General features: G+C 74.2%; 15 protein-coding genes and 1 tRNA gene. 10 read left to right on the forward strand and 6 right to left on the reverse strand.

Annotated features, from left to right (window positions below; genetic code table 11):
• Positions 1–28: 28 nt before the first annotated feature.
• The 4 genes from BMW62_RS13765 (at position 29) to BMW62_RS13785 (ending at position 2,461) form a co-directional block, all read left to right on the forward strand.
• Positions 29–472, forward strand: a complete 444-nt coding sequence (locus BMW62_RS13765) for a cupin domain-containing protein (RefSeq protein WP_091931451.1) — start codon at positions 29–31, stop codon at positions 470–472.
• 269 nt (positions 473–741) lie between these two features.
• Positions 742–1,065, forward strand: a complete 324-nt coding sequence (locus tag BMW62_RS13770) for a hypothetical protein (RefSeq protein ID WP_139206268.1) — start codon at positions 742–744, stop codon at positions 1,063–1,065.
• 458 nt (positions 1,066–1,523) lie between these two features.
• Positions 1,524–1,940, forward strand: coding sequence for a hypothetical protein (locus tag BMW62_RS13780; RefSeq protein ID WP_091931454.1), 417 nt, complete (start codon positions 1,524–1,526; stop codon positions 1,938–1,940).
• Between the two features lie 71 nt (positions 1,941–2,011).
• Positions 2,012–2,461, forward strand: coding sequence for a cupin domain-containing protein (locus tag BMW62_RS13785; protein ID WP_170852376.1), 450 nt, complete (start codon positions 2,012–2,014; stop codon positions 2,459–2,461).
• A gap of 371 nt (positions 2,462–2,832) precedes the next feature.
• Here BMW62_RS13785 and BMW62_RS13795 read toward each other — a convergent pair whose 3' ends face one another.
• Complete coding sequence (locus tag BMW62_RS13795) at positions 2,833–3,078, reverse strand: type II toxin-antitoxin system Phd/YefM family antitoxin (RefSeq protein WP_091931457.1); 246 nt, start codon at positions 3,076–3,078, stop codon at positions 2,833–2,835.
• 92 nt (positions 3,079–3,170) lie between these two features.
• Between BMW62_RS13795 and BMW62_RS13800 the strand changes: the two genes are divergently transcribed.
• The 3 genes from BMW62_RS13800 to BMW62_RS13810 all read left to right on the forward strand — a co-directional run bounded on the left by BMW62_RS13800 (position 3,171) and on the right by BMW62_RS13810 (position 7,082).
• Entirely contained in the window at positions 3,171–4,184 is a 1,014-nt protein-coding gene (locus BMW62_RS13800; protein ID WP_091931458.1) for an NADPH:quinone reductase, read from the forward strand.
• A 157-nt stretch (positions 4,185–4,341) separates the two neighbouring features.
• Positions 4,342–5,265: an ABC transporter substrate-binding protein gene (locus BMW62_RS13805; RefSeq protein ID WP_091931461.1), complete on the forward strand. Its 924-nt coding sequence runs from the start codon at positions 4,342–4,344 to the stop codon at positions 5,263–5,265.
• Positions 5,266–5,393: 128 nt separating this feature from the next.
• Complete coding sequence (locus BMW62_RS13810) at positions 5,394–7,082, forward strand: DUF885 domain-containing protein (RefSeq protein WP_170852377.1); 1,689 nt, start codon at positions 5,394–5,396, stop codon at positions 7,080–7,082.
• A 276-nt stretch (positions 7,083–7,358) separates the two neighbouring features.
• Here the strand turns inward: BMW62_RS13810 and BMW62_RS13815 are convergent, their stop codons facing one another.
• The 3 genes from BMW62_RS13815 to BMW62_RS13825 form a co-directional block, all read right to left on the reverse strand.
• Positions 7,359–8,513: an acyl-CoA dehydrogenase family protein gene (locus BMW62_RS13815; RefSeq protein ID WP_091931463.1), complete on the reverse strand. Its 1,155-nt coding sequence runs from the start codon at positions 8,511–8,513 to the stop codon at positions 7,359–7,361.
• The gene (locus BMW62_RS13820) at positions 8,513–10,516 is read right to left on the reverse strand and encodes an ATP-binding protein (protein ID WP_091931466.1); all 2,004 of its coding nucleotides are present in this window, start codon (positions 10,514–10,516) and stop codon (positions 8,513–8,515) included. Before BMW62_RS13820 ends, BMW62_RS13815 begins: the two co-directional genes overlap by 1 nt.
• A 106-nt stretch (positions 10,517–10,622) precedes the next feature.
• On the reverse strand, positions 10,623–12,236 hold the full coding sequence (locus BMW62_RS13825) for a carboxyl transferase domain-containing protein (RefSeq protein WP_091931469.1): 1,614 nt from the start codon (positions 12,234–12,236) through the stop codon (positions 10,623–10,625).
• 91 nt (positions 12,237–12,327) lie between these two features.
• On the opposite strand from BMW62_RS13825, the gene BMW62_RS13830 reads away from it, so the two are divergent.
• Entirely contained in the window at positions 12,328–12,954 is a 627-nt protein-coding gene (locus BMW62_RS13830; RefSeq protein WP_091931471.1) for an SACE_7040 family transcriptional regulator, read from the forward strand.
• Between the two features lie 64 nt (positions 12,955–13,018).
• On the opposite strand, the gene BMW62_RS13835 is transcribed toward BMW62_RS13830, so the two are convergent.
• The gene (locus BMW62_RS13835; RefSeq protein WP_244524039.1) at positions 13,019–14,845 is read right to left on the reverse strand and encodes a hypothetical protein; all 1,827 of its coding nucleotides are present in this window, start codon (positions 14,843–14,845) and stop codon (positions 13,019–13,021) included.
• Between the two features lie 82 nt (positions 14,846–14,927).
• Positions 14,928–16,106, reverse strand: coding sequence for a hypothetical protein (locus BMW62_RS13840; protein WP_091931474.1), 1,179 nt, complete (start codon positions 16,104–16,106; stop codon positions 14,928–14,930).
• A gap of 156 nt (positions 16,107–16,262) precedes the next feature.
• Between BMW62_RS13840 and orn the strand changes: the two genes are divergently transcribed.
• Both orn and BMW62_RS13850 read left to right on the forward strand, forming a co-directional pair.
• Positions 16,263–16,910: an oligoribonuclease gene (gene orn, locus BMW62_RS13845; protein ID WP_211435119.1), complete on the forward strand. Its 648-nt coding sequence runs from the start codon at positions 16,263–16,265 to the stop codon at positions 16,908–16,910.
• 86 nt (positions 16,911–16,996) lie between these two features.
• A tRNA-His gene (locus BMW62_RS13850) sits at positions 16,997–17,072 on the forward strand.
• Positions 17,073–17,171: the final 99 nt, after the last annotated feature.

A 17,171-nucleotide genomic window follows, 5' to 3' on the forward strand; every position in this document is an offset into this window, starting at 1 on the left:
GGTCGCGCTCCAGCGCTAGCGTCCGCACATGGCACAGGACCCGAACCCCGACGCACCCGACCACTGGCACGCCCCGCTGCGCCACGTCCGCGCGGCCGACCTCTCGACCGACACCGGCCAGAGCAGCGGCATGACCCGCAAGGAGGCGGTGTCCGGGAAGAGCGTCGGCGCGGAGAAGGTCTGGATGGGCGAGGCGCACGTCGCGCCCGGCACCGCGTCGGCCAACCACCACCACGGCGACTCCGAGACCGGCATCTACGTCGTCTCCGGCCGGCCGGTGTTCGTCTTCGCCCGGGACGGCGAGGAGGTGCGGCTGACCCCGCAGCCGGGCGACTACGTCTTCGTGCCGCCGTGGACCCCGCACCGGGAGGAGAACCCCGGCGACGAGGAGGCGGTCGTCGTCCTGGCCCGCAGCAGCCAGGAGGCGGTGGTCGTCAACCTGCCCCCGGGATCGCTGGCGGAGACGACCTAGCCTCCGAGCGGCGAGACCGTGCGGACCAAGACGTCAGACCTCGTCATTAGCCTCGCGGCCGTGGAAGCCGTTGGTCACCAGCCGGCCGCCGTCGTTGGGCGACTCCCTTGCTTCGGCGGCCGTCCGTGACGTCACCGCGACTCGACCCGTCTCGCATACCTTCCTTCGACGTCATCGAGTCCGCTCTCACACGGGAAGAGGACTCCTACCGGGCTCGAGCCGCCTCCATCGATACCAAGGCGGGGATCCTCCTCAGCGGCGCAGGAGTGTTGGTCGCGCTCGTGGGCGCTCGCCCCAGCGTGGCCGGGTTGCTCGCTCAGGGTGTGGCGATCGGCGCGGGCGCAGTCGCTGTCGGCGCCCTGTGGCCGCGTGTCGACAAGGGCATCCGGCCTGGCAAACTCAGGGATCGCTACCTGACGCAGCAGGCTGCGCTCACCCGCCTGGTCCTCCTCAACACACGGATCGACCTCCACGCCAAAGACGAAGAGCACCTCGTGCAGAAGGCTCGACGGCTACGGCTGGCGACACTCCTCCTGCTCGCCGCCGCTGCCGTGGTCGTCGTCGGCGGTATGGTCGACGTCATCCGGAACTGAGGCGGTAGCGAGATGACATCAAGCACCAGGAGCCCGCAAGCGCCGGCACCTTCGCCATCGGAGCCCGACTGGGCGGCGCTTTACCCTGCGGATCCCGAAATCATGGGGAGCGCGGAAGGCGACAGCAAAGGGCTTGCCGAGGTACGGAGAGTGGCGCGCGACCGTCGAGAAGGACGACGTGCGTGAGCGAGAGCTCGCGTGCCGAGGGCCCCACGTCGGGCGACGACACTCCCTCCGCACCGACCGAGGCGACCGCGATGGTCGGAGTTCCGCTCCCTGCCGACCTGCTGGTGTCGGATCCAGCAATCCTCGGCGAGTCACTGCGTGGCAGCGGCACGCCCGAGGGGGCCGTGTTCACCGCCGACCTCGCGCCGGAGACTCAGCACCGGTGATCCGGTGGTCGTACCGCCGTGCGCCGATTGAGCATCGACCCGACACTTCGGGGGGTTAGCCTCGCCATGGGGTACTTCGGCACGCTCGTCTACAGCGAGGGACGCTGGCGCACCGGGCGGCCGACCGCGGTGCCGTTCCTGATGGTCGACGTGCACGACAGCGACATCGCCACCGTCGACTACCGCGCCGCCGATGCCTCCGGCGGCCGCTTCTTCCTCGGCTTCGAGCCCCGCGTCTACTTCGACGAGCCCGACGCCTCCGCGCCGGTGGACGTCGACGCCGAGGCCGAGGGTTTCGCCCGGTGGGTGCGCGACGCGGTGGGCACCGAGCTCGAGCCCGCGGAGGTGCGGCGCCTCATGGCCTCGCCCGGCGGCGTCCCGCCCACCGACGAGGTGGTGGAGCAGACCGTCGAGCGGCTGTTGACCGCCTCCGGCCTGCCGATCCCGGAGTGGCCGACGGACGACGACGCGCCCGCCGGCTGAATCGGCACACTCTCATCCCTTGACCCGCTGGGTCGTCCGACAGGACAGTGCCTCCGGCAGGAGGTGACGCCGTGACGATCGTGCGACCGGGAGCGGGCCCGCAGCTCACCGCCCTGGGCTCCACGTACACCACCAAGGCCGACGGGAGCACCACCGGCGGGGCGTACTGGCTGGTCGAGGAGGAGTTCTGGGCCGAGACGACACCGTTGCACAGCCACACCGCCGCCGAGGAGTCGTTCTACGTCCTCTCCGGCCGGGCCGCGATGTGGCTCGAGGGCGAGGAGACGGAGGCGGTGCCGGGCACGTTCCTCCTGGTGCCCCGCGGTCGGCCGCACGCCCTGCGCCGGCTCGGTGACGAGCCGGTGCGCATGCTGACGCTGGTCTCCCCCGCCGGAATGGAGCGGTTCTTCCGGGCCGTCGTGGAACAGGGCGAGGACGGGCTGCTGGCCGATCCGGAGCGCCTGACCGCCCTCGCGGAGTCGTACGGCACGCGGATCCTCGGCGACCATCCCGGCCCCTGAGCCGGTCGCGCATGCTCCGCGCTCCCCGGGTGTGCCGCCGCCGTGCGAGAAATCTCCTCCACCGGGCCCGGAGACCCCCGGCGGCCTGTCCCCGCCCGGTTGACGCATCGTCCGCCCGGTCGGATCAGTAGTGGTACCTCACCTGCAGGACGACGAGGTCGTCGCCCTGGACCGTGCAGACGAGGCGGTGTCCCTGGTCGATGCGGCGTGACCAGCAGCCCGACAGGCCACCGCGCAGGCGATCGGGCTTCCCGGTACCCGTGGCCGGGTCCCGAGCAGCCTCGGTGATCAGCCGGTCGACCGCGCCGGCGTCTTCCGGTCGCCCACCCAGCTGGTGCAGCCCTCCCAGCCATGGGTCGTGACGACGATCCTCACTCGACGAGCTCGTGCGGCTGCGCCTTCCCACCGGCGGCCTCCGCCAGGCTTTCCCGCAGGCGCGCGGCGTTCCTCGGCGACTGCAGGAGGTGCACCGTCTCCTTCAGCGAGTGGTATTCGTCGGCCGGGACGAGGAACGCGGTACCGCGCTTCGAGACGATCTCGACCGCGACCTGGTCGGCGTTGACCTCCTCGATCAGCGCGAAGAGACGTTGACGGACCTCGCTCGCGGTCACGGACATGAGACCTCCCCAGCCAGAGGTACCCGACCGTACGTCGTCGCGAGGGCCGACCATGTGGTGTGCCCCCGGTGAGCCGGGGTAGCGGGCGGTGCGTGCGAGCGATCACCTACACCCGACCTGGCGGCCCCGACGTCCTGCAGCTGACCGACCGCCCGGTGCCCGAGCCCGGCCCCGGCGAGGTGCGCGTCCGCGTCGCCTTCTCCGGGGTCAACCCCACCGACTGGAAGTCGCGCAGCACCGCGCAGCCCAGCCCGGACGGGCAGGTGCCGAACCAGGACGGCTCGGGCACCGTCGACGCCGTCGGCCAGGGCGTGGAGCCGGCGATGCTCGGCCAGCGGGTGTGGATCTGGGAGGCCGCGTGGCAGCGGCCCTGGGGCACCGCCGCGGAGTTCACCGTCGTCCCCGCGCGGCACGTCGTCCTGCTGGGCGAGAACACGCCGTTCGAGCTGGGCGCGGCGCTCGGCATCCCGTTCCTCACCGCGCACCGCTGCCTGACCGTGGCCGAGTCCCTCCCCGACCGGCTGGGTGCCGGGGCGCTCACCGGCCACACGGTCCTGGTGCAGGGCGGCGCGGGTGCGGTGGGCAACGCCGCCATCCAGCTCGCCCGCTGGGCGGAGGCGACCGTCATCGCCACCGTGAGCAGCCCGCGCAAGGCGCAGCTGGCGGCCGCGGCCGGCGCCGACCACGTCGTGGACTACAAGGAGCAGGACGTCGTCGCCGAGGTGCGCAAGATCGCGCCGAAGGGCGTGGACGCGATCGTCGAGGTCTCCGCCGCCGTCAACGCCGCCGTCGACGCCCAGGTGATCGGGATGCACGGCGCGGTCGCCATGTACGCCGACGACGGCGGCGCCGAGGTGACCGTGCCGGTGCGCGCGCAGATGGGACCCAACGCCCGCTGGCAGTTCGTGCTCGTCTACACCGAGCCCGAGCGGGCCAAGGTGCTCGGCATCGAGGACGTCGCCACCGCGGTCGCCGAGGGCGCGATACGGGTCGGTGAGGACGCCGGCCTGCCGCTGCACGTGCACCCGCTGGCCGAGACCGCGGCCGCCCACCAGGCGGTGCAGGAGGGGGCCGTGGGCAAGGTGCTGATCGACGTCACCACCTGACGCCGGCCTGGGGGACCCCGGCCGGTCCGGCGACCACCGACCCCTGCCGCAGTGAGGTGAGGCTGCCCTAAGTAGAGTCGCGACGTTCCTGGACCGCCTGTGCCGAGGCGGCGGCCCACCTCTGCCCCCGCGGCTCCGGCCGCCGAAAGGAAACCCGGTGCGCCTACGCATGCTCGCCACCGCCGCGGTCGCTCTCACCGCCCTGAGTGCCTGCGGTTCCTCCGAGAGCCCGGAGGAGGGCTCGGGCACCACGGAGACCCGCCCGGTCTCCCACGTCATGGGCACGACGGAGGTCCCCGCGGAGCCCCAGCGGGTGATCACCCTCGACAGCCCCCATCTCGACACCGCCCTCTCCCTGGGCGTCACCCCGGTCGGGTCGGTCCAGTCCGACGTGGCCGGCGGCCTGCCGGAGTACCTCGGCGACCGGACGGCGGGCATCGAGATCGTGGGGACGATCGAGGAGCCCGAGCTGGAGGCGATCGCTGCGCTGGAGCCCGATCTGATCCTCTCCTCCTCCGTCCGGCACGAGGCGATCTACGAGGAGCTCAGCACGATCGCCCCGACCGTCCTCACCGACTACGAGGAGGGCTGGCAGGCCATCTTCTCGACCACCGCGGAAGCCCTGGGCCTGAGCGAGGAGGGCGAGGAGACGCTGGCGGCGTACGAGCGCCGGGCCCGGGAGCTCGGTGAGGCCATCGGCGCGGAGGGATCCACCGCCTCGATCGTGCGCTTCCTCTCCGACGAGACGCGCATCTACGGGCCGGACACCTTCGCCGGCAGCGTGCTGACCGACGTGGGCTTCGACCTGCCCGAGCTGGACTACGACGAGTACTCGATGGTCTACATCAGCCCCGAGCTGATCACCCAGGCCGAGGCCGACGTGGTGTTCTCCACCGCGTACGGCGACCCGTCGACCACCACCAAGGACACCGTCACCGCCGTGTGGGACCTGCTGGAGGCCGTCCCCGACTGCGCGTTCGAGGTGGACGACGCCGAGTGGATGCTCGGGATCGGCCCGATCGGTGCCGGGATCGTCCTGGACGACGTGGAGAGCGCGCTCACCGGGAGCGGCTGCCTCTGATCCCCGCGCTCCCGTCGACCTCGTCGGGAGCCGCCTCCGCCGTGGCCGGCCGACCACCCTCGACCGGCCACGGCGGGCACCGTCCCGGCCCGCGGTCCCGGGGCGGCTGCCGGGATAGCGTGAACCGGGTGACCTCCTCCCCCGCGCGCCCGCCGTCGTCCCTGGACCAGCTCGCCGACGGCTTCGTCGAGAGCTACGCCGCGGCGCAGCCGGTGGTCGCCACCTACATCGGGGTGCGGGGGCACGACGACCGGTGGCCGGACCTCGGCACCGACGGGCACGCCGCCCACGCCGAGCTGCTGCGCCGCACCCGGGCGCAGGCCGAGGCGCTGGAGCCGGTCGACCGGCGGGACGAGATCGCCCGCAGCGCCATGCTCGAGCGGCTCGGCGCCGAGCTCGACCGCTACGACGCCGGCTACGCGCAGGCCGACCTCAACACCGTCGACAGCCCCCTCCAGGGCTTCCGCGAGGTGTTCGACCTGATGCCGACGGAGTCCGACGAGGACTGGTCAGCCGTCGCGGTGCGGCTCGCGGCGATGCCCGCGGCCCTGCTCGGGTACGCCCGCGGTCTCGATGACGCCGCTGACCGGGGGCGAATCTCCGCCGCCCGGCAGGTCCGGCTGGCGGCGGAGCGGGCGCGGCAGTGGGCCGGCACGCCGGAACGGCCCGGCTTCTTCACCCGGCTGGCGCGCGAGGCGCCGGTCGAGCCGCGCAGCGCGCTGGGCCGCGACCTGGCCGACGGCGCCGAGCGGGCGTCGGGCGCCCTGCTCGGGTTCGCCGGGCACCTCGAGCGGGTGCTGCTGCCGCTGGCGCCGTCGGCCGACGGCGTGGGCCGCGACCGGTACCTGGTCGAGTCCCGCTACCACACCGGGGCGCGGCTGGACCTCGACGAGACCTACGACTGGGGCTGGGCCGAGCTCGCCCGCATCGTCGCCGAGAAGGAGCGGGTGGCCGAGGAGATCGCGCCCGGCGCGGGGGTGGCCGGCGCGATGGCCGCGCTCGACGCCGACCCGGCGCGGATCATCCGGGGCCGCGAGGCGCTGCAGGCCTGGCTGCAGGAGACCGCCGACCGCGCGGTGGCCGCGCTCGACGGCGTGCACTTCGACATCCCGGGGCCGGTGCGCCGCATCGAGGGGCGGCTCACCCCCACCGCGGGCGAGGGCGTCTACTACACCGCCCCCAGCGAGGACTTCAGCCGCCCGGGCCGCATGTGGTGGTCGCTGCCCGAGGGCGTCGAGGAGATGACGACCTGGCGGGAGACCACGACCGTCTTCCACGAGGGCGTGCCCGGCCACCACCTGCAGATCGGGCAGACGGTGCACCACGCGGAGCGGCTCAACCGGTGGCAGCGGCTGCTCTGCTCCTGCTCGGGCAATGCCGAGGGCTGGGCCCTCTACGCCGAGCGGCTGATGGGCGAGCTGGGCTTCCTCGAGGACCCGGGCGACCGGCTGGGCATGCTCGACGCCCAGGAGCTGCGGGCGGCGCGAGTGGTGCTCGACATCGGGGTGCACCTGGACCTGCCGATCCCCGCGGGTGCGGCGGCCGGCACCCGCTGGGACTACGACGTGGCGCTGGCCTTCCTGCGCCGGCACGTGAGCATGGAGGACGCCATGCGCGTGGACGAGCTGCACCGCTACCTCGGCTGGCCCGGGCAGGCGCCGGTCTACAAGGTGGGCGAGCGGGTGTTCCTGACCTGCCGGGAGGAGGCCCGGCGGCGCGCGGGCGGCGCCTTCGACCTGGCGCAGTGGCACCGCGACGTCCTCGCGCTCGGCCAGCTGGGCCTCGACCCGCTGGCCGCCGAGCTCGCCCGCCGCTGAGATCGCCGGCGAGTGACCCCCGGCGAGTGACCCCCGGGTGGGAGAGCCCCCGCCCATCATGAGCGGCCGCCGTGTCCGGGATCGGGTCCACCGTGCGAGGCCTGCCGCGACCCGGTGGCACGCGGGTCGAGCCGCTCCACCGGACGTTGAGCCGCGCCGTGACGCGGCTCAACGTCCGGTGAAGCGGCCAGACGTGTCCTGCCTGCGTGCGCTCGTCGGGGCGTCGCACGTCGCGATGACCCCGGTGAGCGGCACACCCGGGCGTGGGGACGCCGGTCAGCCGACGCCGAGGTCGCGGGCGATGAGCATCCGCTGCACCTCGCTGGTGCCCTCGCCGATCTCGAGGATCTTCGCGTCGCGGTAGAAGCGGCCCACCGGGAACTCGTTCATGAACCCGTACCCGCCGTGCACCTGGGTGGCGTAGCGGGCGTTGTCCATCGCGATCTCGGAGCTGTAGAGCTTGGCGATCGAGGCCTCGCGCTTGAACGGCTCACCGCGCAGCATCTTCTCCGCCGCCCGGTAGTAGGCCAGCCGCGCGGTGGAGGCCCGCACCTCCATGTCGGCGATCATGAACTGCACCGCCTGGTTGCGGCCGATGGGCTGGCCGAACGCCTCCCGCTGCGCGGCGTACTTGACCGACTCGTCGACGCAGCCCTGCGCCAGCCCGACCGACAGCGCGGAGATCGCGATCCGGCCCTCGTCGAGGATGGAGAGGAACTGCGCGTAGCCGCGGCCCCGCTCCCCCACCAGGTTCTCCTCGGGCACGCGGCAGTCGTCGAAGGAGAGCTCCCGGGTGTCCGAGGCGTTCCAGCCCACCTTCGAGTACCGCTGGCCGACGGTGAAGCCCGGCGTCCCCGACGGCACGATGATCGCCGAGATCTCCTTCTTGCCGTCCGCCTTCGTACCGGTCACGGCGGTCACCGTCACCAGCGACGTCAGGTCGGTGCCGGAGTTGGTGATGAACGCCTTGGAGCCGTTGATCACCCAGTGGCCGTCCTCCAGGCGCGCGGTGGTGCGCGTCGCCCCGGCGTCCGACCCGCCGCCGGGCTCGGTGAGCCCGAACGCCCCCAGCGCCTCGCCGGTGCACATCCGGGGCAGCCACTCGCGCTTCTGTTCCTCGGTGCCGAACCGGTAGATCGGCATCGCGCCGAGGGAGACCCCGGCCTCGACGGTGATCGCCATCGAGCTGTCCACCCGCGCCAGCTCCTCGAGCGCCACGCAGAGGTCGAAGTAGGTGCCGCCGGCGCCGCCGTACTCCTCGGGAAAGGGCAGGCCGAAGAGGCCCAGCTCGCCCATCTGGCGGACGATCCCGGTCGGGAACTCGTCGCGCTCGTAGAACTCCCCGATCTGCGGGGCGATCACCTCCCGCGCGAACTCCTGCACGGTCTTCCGCAGCGCCTCGGTCTCGTCGCTCAGCCGGTAGTCCAGCATCAGTTCTCCTGCTCCTCGGGAGCGGTCGCCGCCGGGGTCACCACGGCCAGCCGCTCGTCCAGCGCGACCGTCTGGCCCGCCGCCACGCCGAGCTCGGTCACCGTGCCCGCGAGCGGGGCGGTGAGCACGTGCTCCATCTTCATCGCCTCGACGACGAGCAGCGGGGTGCCCGCCTCCACCTCGTCGCCGACGGCCGCGCGCACCACCGTCACCGTTCCCGGCATGGGGGAGGTCACGGCACCGTCGCCCCCGGCCTGACCGGCGGACGACGCCAGCCGCTCGTGCTCCCGCAGCGCGGTGACCCGGCCCTCGGCGGCCAGCCACACCGTGCCGCCGTGGTGCACCAGCGCGTAGGACGACGAGCGTCCGGCGAACGTCACCGCCAGCCGGTCGCCGTCGCGGACCGCCCGGGCCGGCTCCGGCGCCGCGTCGCCCACGGCCACCTCGGCGTCCGCGGACCGGCCGCGCACCAGGACGGTCACCGGGTCCGCACCCGCCACCTGGAGGCGCCGCACCGTCCACGCCGGCTCGCCCAGCCGCCAGCCGTCGGGCACGTCCCAGCGGTCGACGACGGGGCCGGCCGGCTCGGACTCCACCAGCAGCGCGAGCGCCGCGGCCGCGTAGACGTGCGCCGGCGGCTCGCCGACCGCGGTCAGCTCCTCGCCGCGCCGCTCGATGAGGCCGGTGTCGAGCGTGCCGGCCACGACGTCCTGGTCGCCGAGCAACGCGCGCAGGAAGGCGGCGTTCGTCGTCACCCCGAGGACGGCGGTGTGCCCGAGCGCCCCCACCAGGCGCGCCCGCGCGGTCTCCCGGTCGGGCGCCCAGGCGATGACCTTGGCGAGCATCGGGTCGTAGTCGGTGCCCACCCGCCCGCCGACGGCCAGCGAGCTGTCGACGCGCACCCCCGGGCCGGTGGGCTCCACCAGGCCGAGCACGGTGCCGGCCTGGGGCAGGAAGCCGCGGGCCGGGTCCTCGGCGTAGAGCCGGGCCTCGATGGCGTGGCCGTCGAGCGCGACGTCGCTCTGGTCGATCGGCAGCGGCTCCCCCGCGGCCACCCGCAGCTGCAGCTCCACGAGGTCGAGCCCGGTGACCATCTCGGTGACCGGGTGCTCGACCTGCAGCCGGGTGTTCATCTCCAGGAAGAAGAAGTCGCGCGGCCGGTCGGCGTCGACGATGAACTCGACCGTGCCCGCACCCGTGTAGCCGACGGCCCGGGCGGCCTCGACGGCGGCGCGCCCCATCGAGGCGCGCATCGCGGTGTCCAGCAGCGGGGACGGCGCCTCCTCGATCACCTTCTGGTGGCGCCGCTGCAGGCTGCACTCGCGTTCGCCGAGGTGGACCACCGTGCCGTGGGCGTCCCCGAGCACCTGGACCTCGATGTGCCGGGAGTTGCCGACGTAGCGCTCCACGAGCAGGGTGTCGTCGCCGAAGGAGCCGCTCGCCTCGCGCCGCGCGCCGGCGATCGCGTCGGGCAGCTCGTCCTTCGACCGCACCACCCGCATGCCCTTGCCACCCCCGCCGGCGCTGGGCTTGAGCAGCACGGGGAAGCCCACGGCGACGGCGGCGTCGGTGACCTCGGCGTCGGTCATGCCGGGTTCCGTCCGACCCGGGACGACCGGCACCCCGGCGGCCATCACCGTCTGCTTGGCGCGGATCTTGTCGGCCATCGCCTCGATCGCGGCGACCGGCGGGCCGATGAACACGATGCCCGCCGCCTCGCAGGCGCGGGCGAACTCCACGTTCTCCGACAGGAAGCCGTAGCCCGGGTGGACCGCCTGGGCGCCGGTGCGGGCGGCGGCGTCGAGCACCCGCTCGATGGAGAGGTAGCTCTGCGCGGCCGGGGCCGGCCCGATGGGGACGGCGACGTCGGCCAGCCGGGTGTGCAGCGCGCCGGCGTCGGCCTCGCTGTGCACGGCGACCGAGCGGATGCCCATCGCGCGCAGCGTGCGGATGACGCGGACGGCGATCTCGCCACGGTTGGCGACCAGGACGGTGTCGAACATGCCTCGCCTCACTGCTCTCCCGGCTGCGCTCCGGCACTGAGTGCAGGTGCACTCACTGCCAGAGCGTGGCCGGACCTGGGTGACTCGGTGCCGGGGATCACGCCGGTCACATCCGGAAGACGCCGTAGCCGACGTCCTCGAGCGGCGCGTTGGCGCAGGCGGACAGGGCGAGGCCGAGCACGGTGCGGGTCTGCGCGGGGTCGATGACGCCGTCGTCCCAGAGCCGGGCGGTGGCGTAGTAGGGGTGGCCCTGCGACTCGTACCGGTCGCGGATCGGCGCCTTGAACGCCTCCTCCTCCTCGGCCGGCCACTCCTGCCCGCGGGCCTCGATCCCGTCCCTGCGGACGGTCGCCAGCACCGAGGCCGCCTGCTCCCCGCCCATCACCGAGATGCGGGAGCTGGGCCAGGTGAAGAGGAACCGCGGCGAGTACGCCCGGCCGCACATCGAGTAGTTGCCCGCGCCGAACGAGCCGCCGATGACCACGGTCAGCTTCGGCACGCGGGCGCAGGCGACGGCGGTGACCATCTTGGCGCCGTGCTTGGCGATGCCGCCGGCCTCGTAGTCTCGGCCGACCATGAAGCCGGTGATGTTCTGCAGGAACAGCAGCGGGATCTTCCGCCGGTCGCACAGCTCGATGAAGTGGGCGCCCTTGAGCGCGGACTCGGCGAACAGGACGCCGTTGTTGGCGATGATGCCGACCGGGTGCCCGTGCAGGCGGGCGAACCCGGTGACCAGCGTCTGCCCGTAGAGCGGCTTGAACTCCGCGAAGCGGGATCCGTCGACCAGGCGGGCGATCACCTCCCGGACGTCGTAGGGCGTGCGCGGGTCCGGCGGCACGACCTCGTACACCGACTCCGGGGTGTGCAGCGGCTCCTCGGCCGGCTCGAGGTCCCACGGCCGCGGCTCGCGCGGGCCCAGCGTGGACACGATCTGGCGGACGATCTGCAGCGCGTGCGCGTCGTCGTCGGCCAGGTGGTCGGTGACCCCGCTGACCCGGCTGTGCAGGTCTCCCCCGCCCAGGTCCTCGGCGGTGACGACCTCGCCGGTCGCCGCCTTCACCAGCGGCGGCCCGCCGAGGAAGATCGTGCCCTGCTCGCGGACGATCACCGCCTCGTCGCTCATCGCGGGCACGTAGGCGCCGCCGGCGGTGCAGGAGCCCAGGACGGCGGCGATCTGCGCGATCCCGGCCTTGGAGAGGTTCGCCTGGTTGTAGAAGATCCGGCCGAAGTGTTCGCGGTCGGGGAAGACCTCGTCCTGCATCGGCAGGAACGCCCCGCCGGAGTCGACCAGGTAGATGCAGGGCAGCCGGTTCTGCAGCGCCACCTCCTGGGCGCGCAGGTGCTTCTTCACCGTCATCGGGTAGTAGGTGCCGCCCTTGACGGTGGCGTCGTTGGCGACGACGACGCACTCCCGCCCCGAGATGCGGCCGATGCCGGTGATGATCCCGGCCGCGGGCGCCTCGCCGTCGTAGAGCCCGTGCGCGGCCAGCGGCGAGAGCTCGAGGAAGGGGCTGCCGGGGTCCAGGAGTGCGTCGACCCGTTCGCGGGGCAGCAGCTTGCCCCGGGCGGTGTGCCGTTCGCGCGCCCGCTCACCGCCGCCGAGGGCCACGGCGCGCAGCTGGCCGGCCAGGTCGGCGACGAGCTCGGCGTGCGCCGCGGCGTTGCGGGCGGCGCCCGCCGGGTCGGCCGGCGAGGCGTGGGAGAGCACCGGTGCATCCACGACGCAGAGGTTAACCGTGGTTCACCCTCGCGGTCCACTCCTCCCGATCGAAGGGTTAACCGGTGTTCACCGCCGGGCTAGCATCCGTCGCATGACGTCGGCCGGCACGGGTCTGGAGCCGGGCTCCCCAGCCCAGGACAGCGCGCTGCACGCCGACGCCGCCCGGCCCTCGCGCCGGGAGCAGATCCTGCAGGCCGCCGCCCGACTGTTCGCCGAGCGCGGCTCGCGCGCGGTGGGGGTCGATGACGTCGGGGCGGCGGTCGGGGTCACCGGGCCGGCGATCTACCGGCACTTCGCGAGCAAGGACGCGATGCTCGCCGAGATGCTGCTGCGCATCAGCGCCCGGCTCGCCGACGGCGGGCGCGACCGGGTGGCGGCCGCGGGCAGCGACCCGGCCGACCAGCTGCGCGCGCTCATCGGCTTCCAGGTCGAGTTCGCGCTGGACAACCCGGCGCTGATCGTCGTGCACGACCGGGACCTCGCCTCGCTGCCCGAGGCCGAGGCCGCCCAGGTGCGGCGGCTGCAGCGCCGCTACGTCGAGGTGTGGGTGGCGGTGCTGGCGCGGGTGCACCCCGACGCCGAGGCCGCCGCGTGCCGCGCCCGCGCGCACGCCGTCTTCGGGCTGATCAACTCCACCCCGCACAGCGCGGGCCGCCTCGACCGGTCCGCGATGGCGGAGCTGCTCCGCGCCATGGCCTGGGCAGCGGCCACCACCTGACGGAGGACCCGGCCCCGCTCGCCGTTCGCCGGCGCGCACCGGGCCTCCGGGCCGTTCCAGGCCGTCACCTGAGAGGCGGCACCGGCAGGGCCAGGCCGTCGGAGGCGACCTTGTCCACCGCCGCGGCGCTGCCGGCGCCCGCACCGGCCCACGCGCTCTCGACGACGGTGACGGTGGAGCCGGACACCGCGCTGGCGTACTGCGCCGACCGCAACCCGGCCGGAGCACCGTCGTAGGTGACGCCCTCGCGCAGCAGGTCGCTGACGTTGCCGCTGCCGTCGCGGTCGGTGAGCGCGCGCAGTTCGCGTGCGGCGGCGTCGTCGGCCATGGTCACCCGGGACACCGACACCACGACCGGTGCACCCTCCGCCTGCGCCGAGTACAGCACCCGGGAGAGCCCGACGCAGTCGCGCGCGGCGAAGAACCCGGCCACTTCCCCGTAGGCGTGCCCGGCGCACGTGTCGTCGACCTGCACCGCCTCCACGGTGTAGGCGGTGCCGTCCACCTCGCGCACCTCGCCCGGCACCGGCCCGGCCACGACGGCGTCGGACGGGATCCCGACGTCGCCACCCGCGCCGTCGCCGGCCGGCTCGTCGCCGAGCAGCCACACACCGAGGACGCAGACGACCAGGACCGCCGCCACCGCGGCGGCCAGCACGGCGATCCGGCGGCGGTCGGCCGGCGTCCGGTCCCCGCCGCGACCCGACGCGGTGGCACCCCACGCGGGGGAGAGCGGCGGCCGCGCGAGCCGCTCGGCGGCGGGTGGATCGGCGGCGGGTGACGCGGCGGTGGGTGACGCGGCCGGGAGCACCGCGGTGCGGGGGCCGGACGGGGCCGGCGGCTCGTCGCCGCCGTCGCGGTCCGGGGTGCCGGTCCGCCCCTCGGTGCCCGCGTCGGGGCGCGGCGGGGCGGGCGCACCACCCACCTCGACGGTGTCGCGCTGCCCGGCGAGCCCCGGGGTCGCGCCGGTCGGCGCGGCCGCGGCCACGGCGGCAGCGTGCGCCGAGGCCACCGAGGCGGCGACCGCACGGGCCACGGCCGTGGCGCTCAACGCGCCGCCCTCACGCCCCGTGGCCTCCGCGTTCCCACCCGGCCCGGGCTCGCCGGCGTCCGGCGGGTCGGGCACCGGCGGGACGATCAGCGGCGAGGCGGCCATCGCCGCCGGGGTCAGCAGCTGGGGACGGCGCAGGACGTAGGGCGAGTACGGGAAGGCCTCGCCGCCCAGCTCCTCGACCGTGGGGCCGCGACCGGGCAGCTCCAGCGCCGCCAGGGCCGCCCGCACGTCGGCGGTGGTCCAGAGCCGGGGGTTGGCGACGCCGGCGTGCCGGGCGGCCCGCGCGAACGCCAGCAGCAGGGAGCGGGGGTCGAGCGTGGCGACCAGGTCGCCCTCGCCGAGGTCGCCGTCGACGGGCACCAGCCCGGTGATCTCGCCGACCAGCACGGTGAGACGGGCGATCCGCCCGGGCTCCAGCCCGGCCCGGCGCAGCTTCATCGCGGTGTCCATGCCCGCGGCCATCAGCCCGTCGAGCGGCGAGGAGCCGCCACCGGCCAGGTGCAGCACCTGCTCGGGGCCGGGTCCGGCGATCGTCCAGGGCCCCTCGGGCTTCGCCGTCACCGTCCCGGACTGCCGGAGCACCTCGACGACGCGGATGACCGCGAGGCCCTCGGGGACCAGCAGCACCGCGTCGGACTGGCGGCGGCCGAGCGGCTCGTCGACCAGCGGGAGGGAGGCCACCACCGCGGCGCGGACCGAGGCGCCGGTGTCCCACCGGGTGAGCTCCCCGAAGAGCGCCCGCTCACCCGCCGTCTCCAGCGGCGCCGGGGTCAGGACCAGCACGTCGTCCTCCGGGCGGTCGGGGTCTGCGGTCGGGGCCGGGCCGGTGCGGGCCACCGCCGGCGGCTCCCGCGGGCAGCCGACGACGACGCTACGTCATCGGTGCGACGGCTCCGTGGCGCGCGGAGCGGCTCCGGGTTCAGGCCGGGACGGTCGTGGCGGCCGGCTCGCCCGCGGCGCGCCAGCGCGCCAGCCAGGCGCTGGTGGCCAGCGCGTCGACCGCCGCCCACAGCGCGGCGGACGCCACCGCCACGGGCAGCACCGACCACCAGTTCCACGGCGGCAGCAGCCCCAGCTGCGCCAGCGGGTAGGCGACGGCGTACACCGCCGCGGTGACGACCGGGCCGGCCAGCCAGCCGGGGACCCGCCGGTCCACGGCGACGTCGACCAGCAGCGCCCCCACGATCAGCACCACCGGCAGCACCGACGGCGGGAAGCCCAGCGCCACCAGCCCGAGCCACATGAGCCCGCGGTAGCCGAGGTATCCCACGGCGACGAGCGTCGCCGTCCAGCGCAGGCCCACGACCCGGCGGGCGACGAGCAGCGCCAGCAGACCCGCGCAGACCAGCCACGCCGGGTGCACCCACGACGGCACCGGCAGCATGAACATCGCCGGCGACTGGCCCTGGGAGGCCGCGAAGTCCAGCAGCGACGGCTCGGCCGTCGTCCGCCCGGCCTCGTACGCCTCCAGCGACAGCACGCCGTACTCCTGGTGCTGGTTGGCGAAGAGCACGTTCTCGACGAAGAACAGCCAGAGCCCCAGCGAGACGAGGTCGCGGGTGCGCCCCGGCGCGGCGTGGAGCCACCAGCCGCGCAGCGCGCCGGCCAGCATGATCGCCGTCCCCAGGTAGAGCAGCGCGTGGCTGGCGCTCCAGCTGGTGATGTCCAGCCCGTTGATCCGGTGGTTGACCAGGTCGACCGGGATGGCGATCAGGAAGGTGGCGGTGCCGACCTGCATCCACCGCAGCGCGCGGCGGTCCACGCCGTAGCCGGTGTAGCTGTGGAACAGCACCAGGGCGACGACGACCGCGGTGCCCACGGTGTTGAGCAGGTGCGGGGGCGCGAGGTCGTCGCGCAGCCACTTGAAGTGCCAGGAGACGTCCCAGGAGGAGCCCAGCATCTTCAGCAGGAACGCCGCTAGCCAGGCGGTGTAGATCCAGCGCAGCTCGGTCTGCTCGGTGGGCCGCCCAGGCCGTCCTGGGGTCATGTACGCGGCCCACAGCCACCGCACCAGGGCGATCGGGTGGGCCAGGCCGGCGCGGAGCGTGCCCGGCGCCTGGGGCACGGCGGTGGCGACGGGTGCGGGTGCAGAGGACACGGGAGGGCTTCCTGACGGCGGGCGTTCGGGCGACCCTAACGGTCGGCCGCGTCGAATCCGAGCCCTTCGGGCCGCGCCGTCGCAGCGGCTGGGATGCGCGTCGACACGAGGGGTGATCGGGGCGGTCGTGGCGCGCGGTGCGTACTGTCGGGCGCCGTGGCGGAGAGCGCAGGGCACCTGGTCTGGATCGACTGCGAGATGACCGGGCTGGACCTCACCAAGGACAAGCTGATCGAGGTCGCGGTGCTCATCACCGACTCCGAGCTCAACGTCCTGGACCCGGGCCTGGACCTGATCATCTCCGCCGAGGACGCCGACCTCGACGGCATGACCGAGTTCGTGGCGGAGATGCACGCGAAGTCGGGGCTGACCGACGCCGTCCGGGCCGCCACGCTCACCGTGGCCGAGGCCGAGCAGCAGGTCCTGGCGTACGTGAAGCGGTTCGTCCCCGAACGGCGCACCGCTCCCCTGTGCGGCAACTCGATCGGCACCGACCGCGGGTTCCTCGCCCGCGACATGCCCGAGCTCGACGACCACCTGCACTACCGGATGGTCGACGTCTCCTCGGTCAAGGAGCTGGCCCGGCGCTGGTTCCCCCGCGTCTACTTCGCCCAGCCGCCCAAGGGGCTGGCGCACCGCGCGCTGGCCGACATCATCGAGTCGGTGCGCGAGCTGGCCTACTACCGGCGCACGCTCTTCGTCCCGGCACCCGGTCCCAGCGGCGACCAGGCCAAGCAGGCCGCCGACCAGGTGGTCGGCTCCTTCGCCGGGCTGCTCGCGGCCGGGGACGCCGGCACCGCCTGAGCACAGCGACTCCCCCGGCGGGTCGCCCCGCGGCCTCCGGTATCGTTGTCGCGTTCCCCCGGGCCGCTGCGCCCGGGAGAAGCACGGTGGGTGTAGCTCAGCTGGTAGAGCACCAGGTTGTGATCCTGGGTGTCGCGGGTTCGAGCCCCGTCACTCACCCCAGCGGTGGAGGCCCTGGTCAGTTCGCTGACCAGGGCCTCTCCGTTTCCAGAACGAGAACGGGGCGCTCCTCCGCCGCACTGCCCCCGGAAGGCCACTGGG

It is taken from the genome of Blastococcus sp. DSM 46786, from assembly GCF_900109665.1.
Taxonomy (GTDB): domain Bacteria; phylum Actinomycetota; class Actinomycetes; order Mycobacteriales; family Geodermatophilaceae; genus Blastococcus; species Blastococcus carthaginiensis.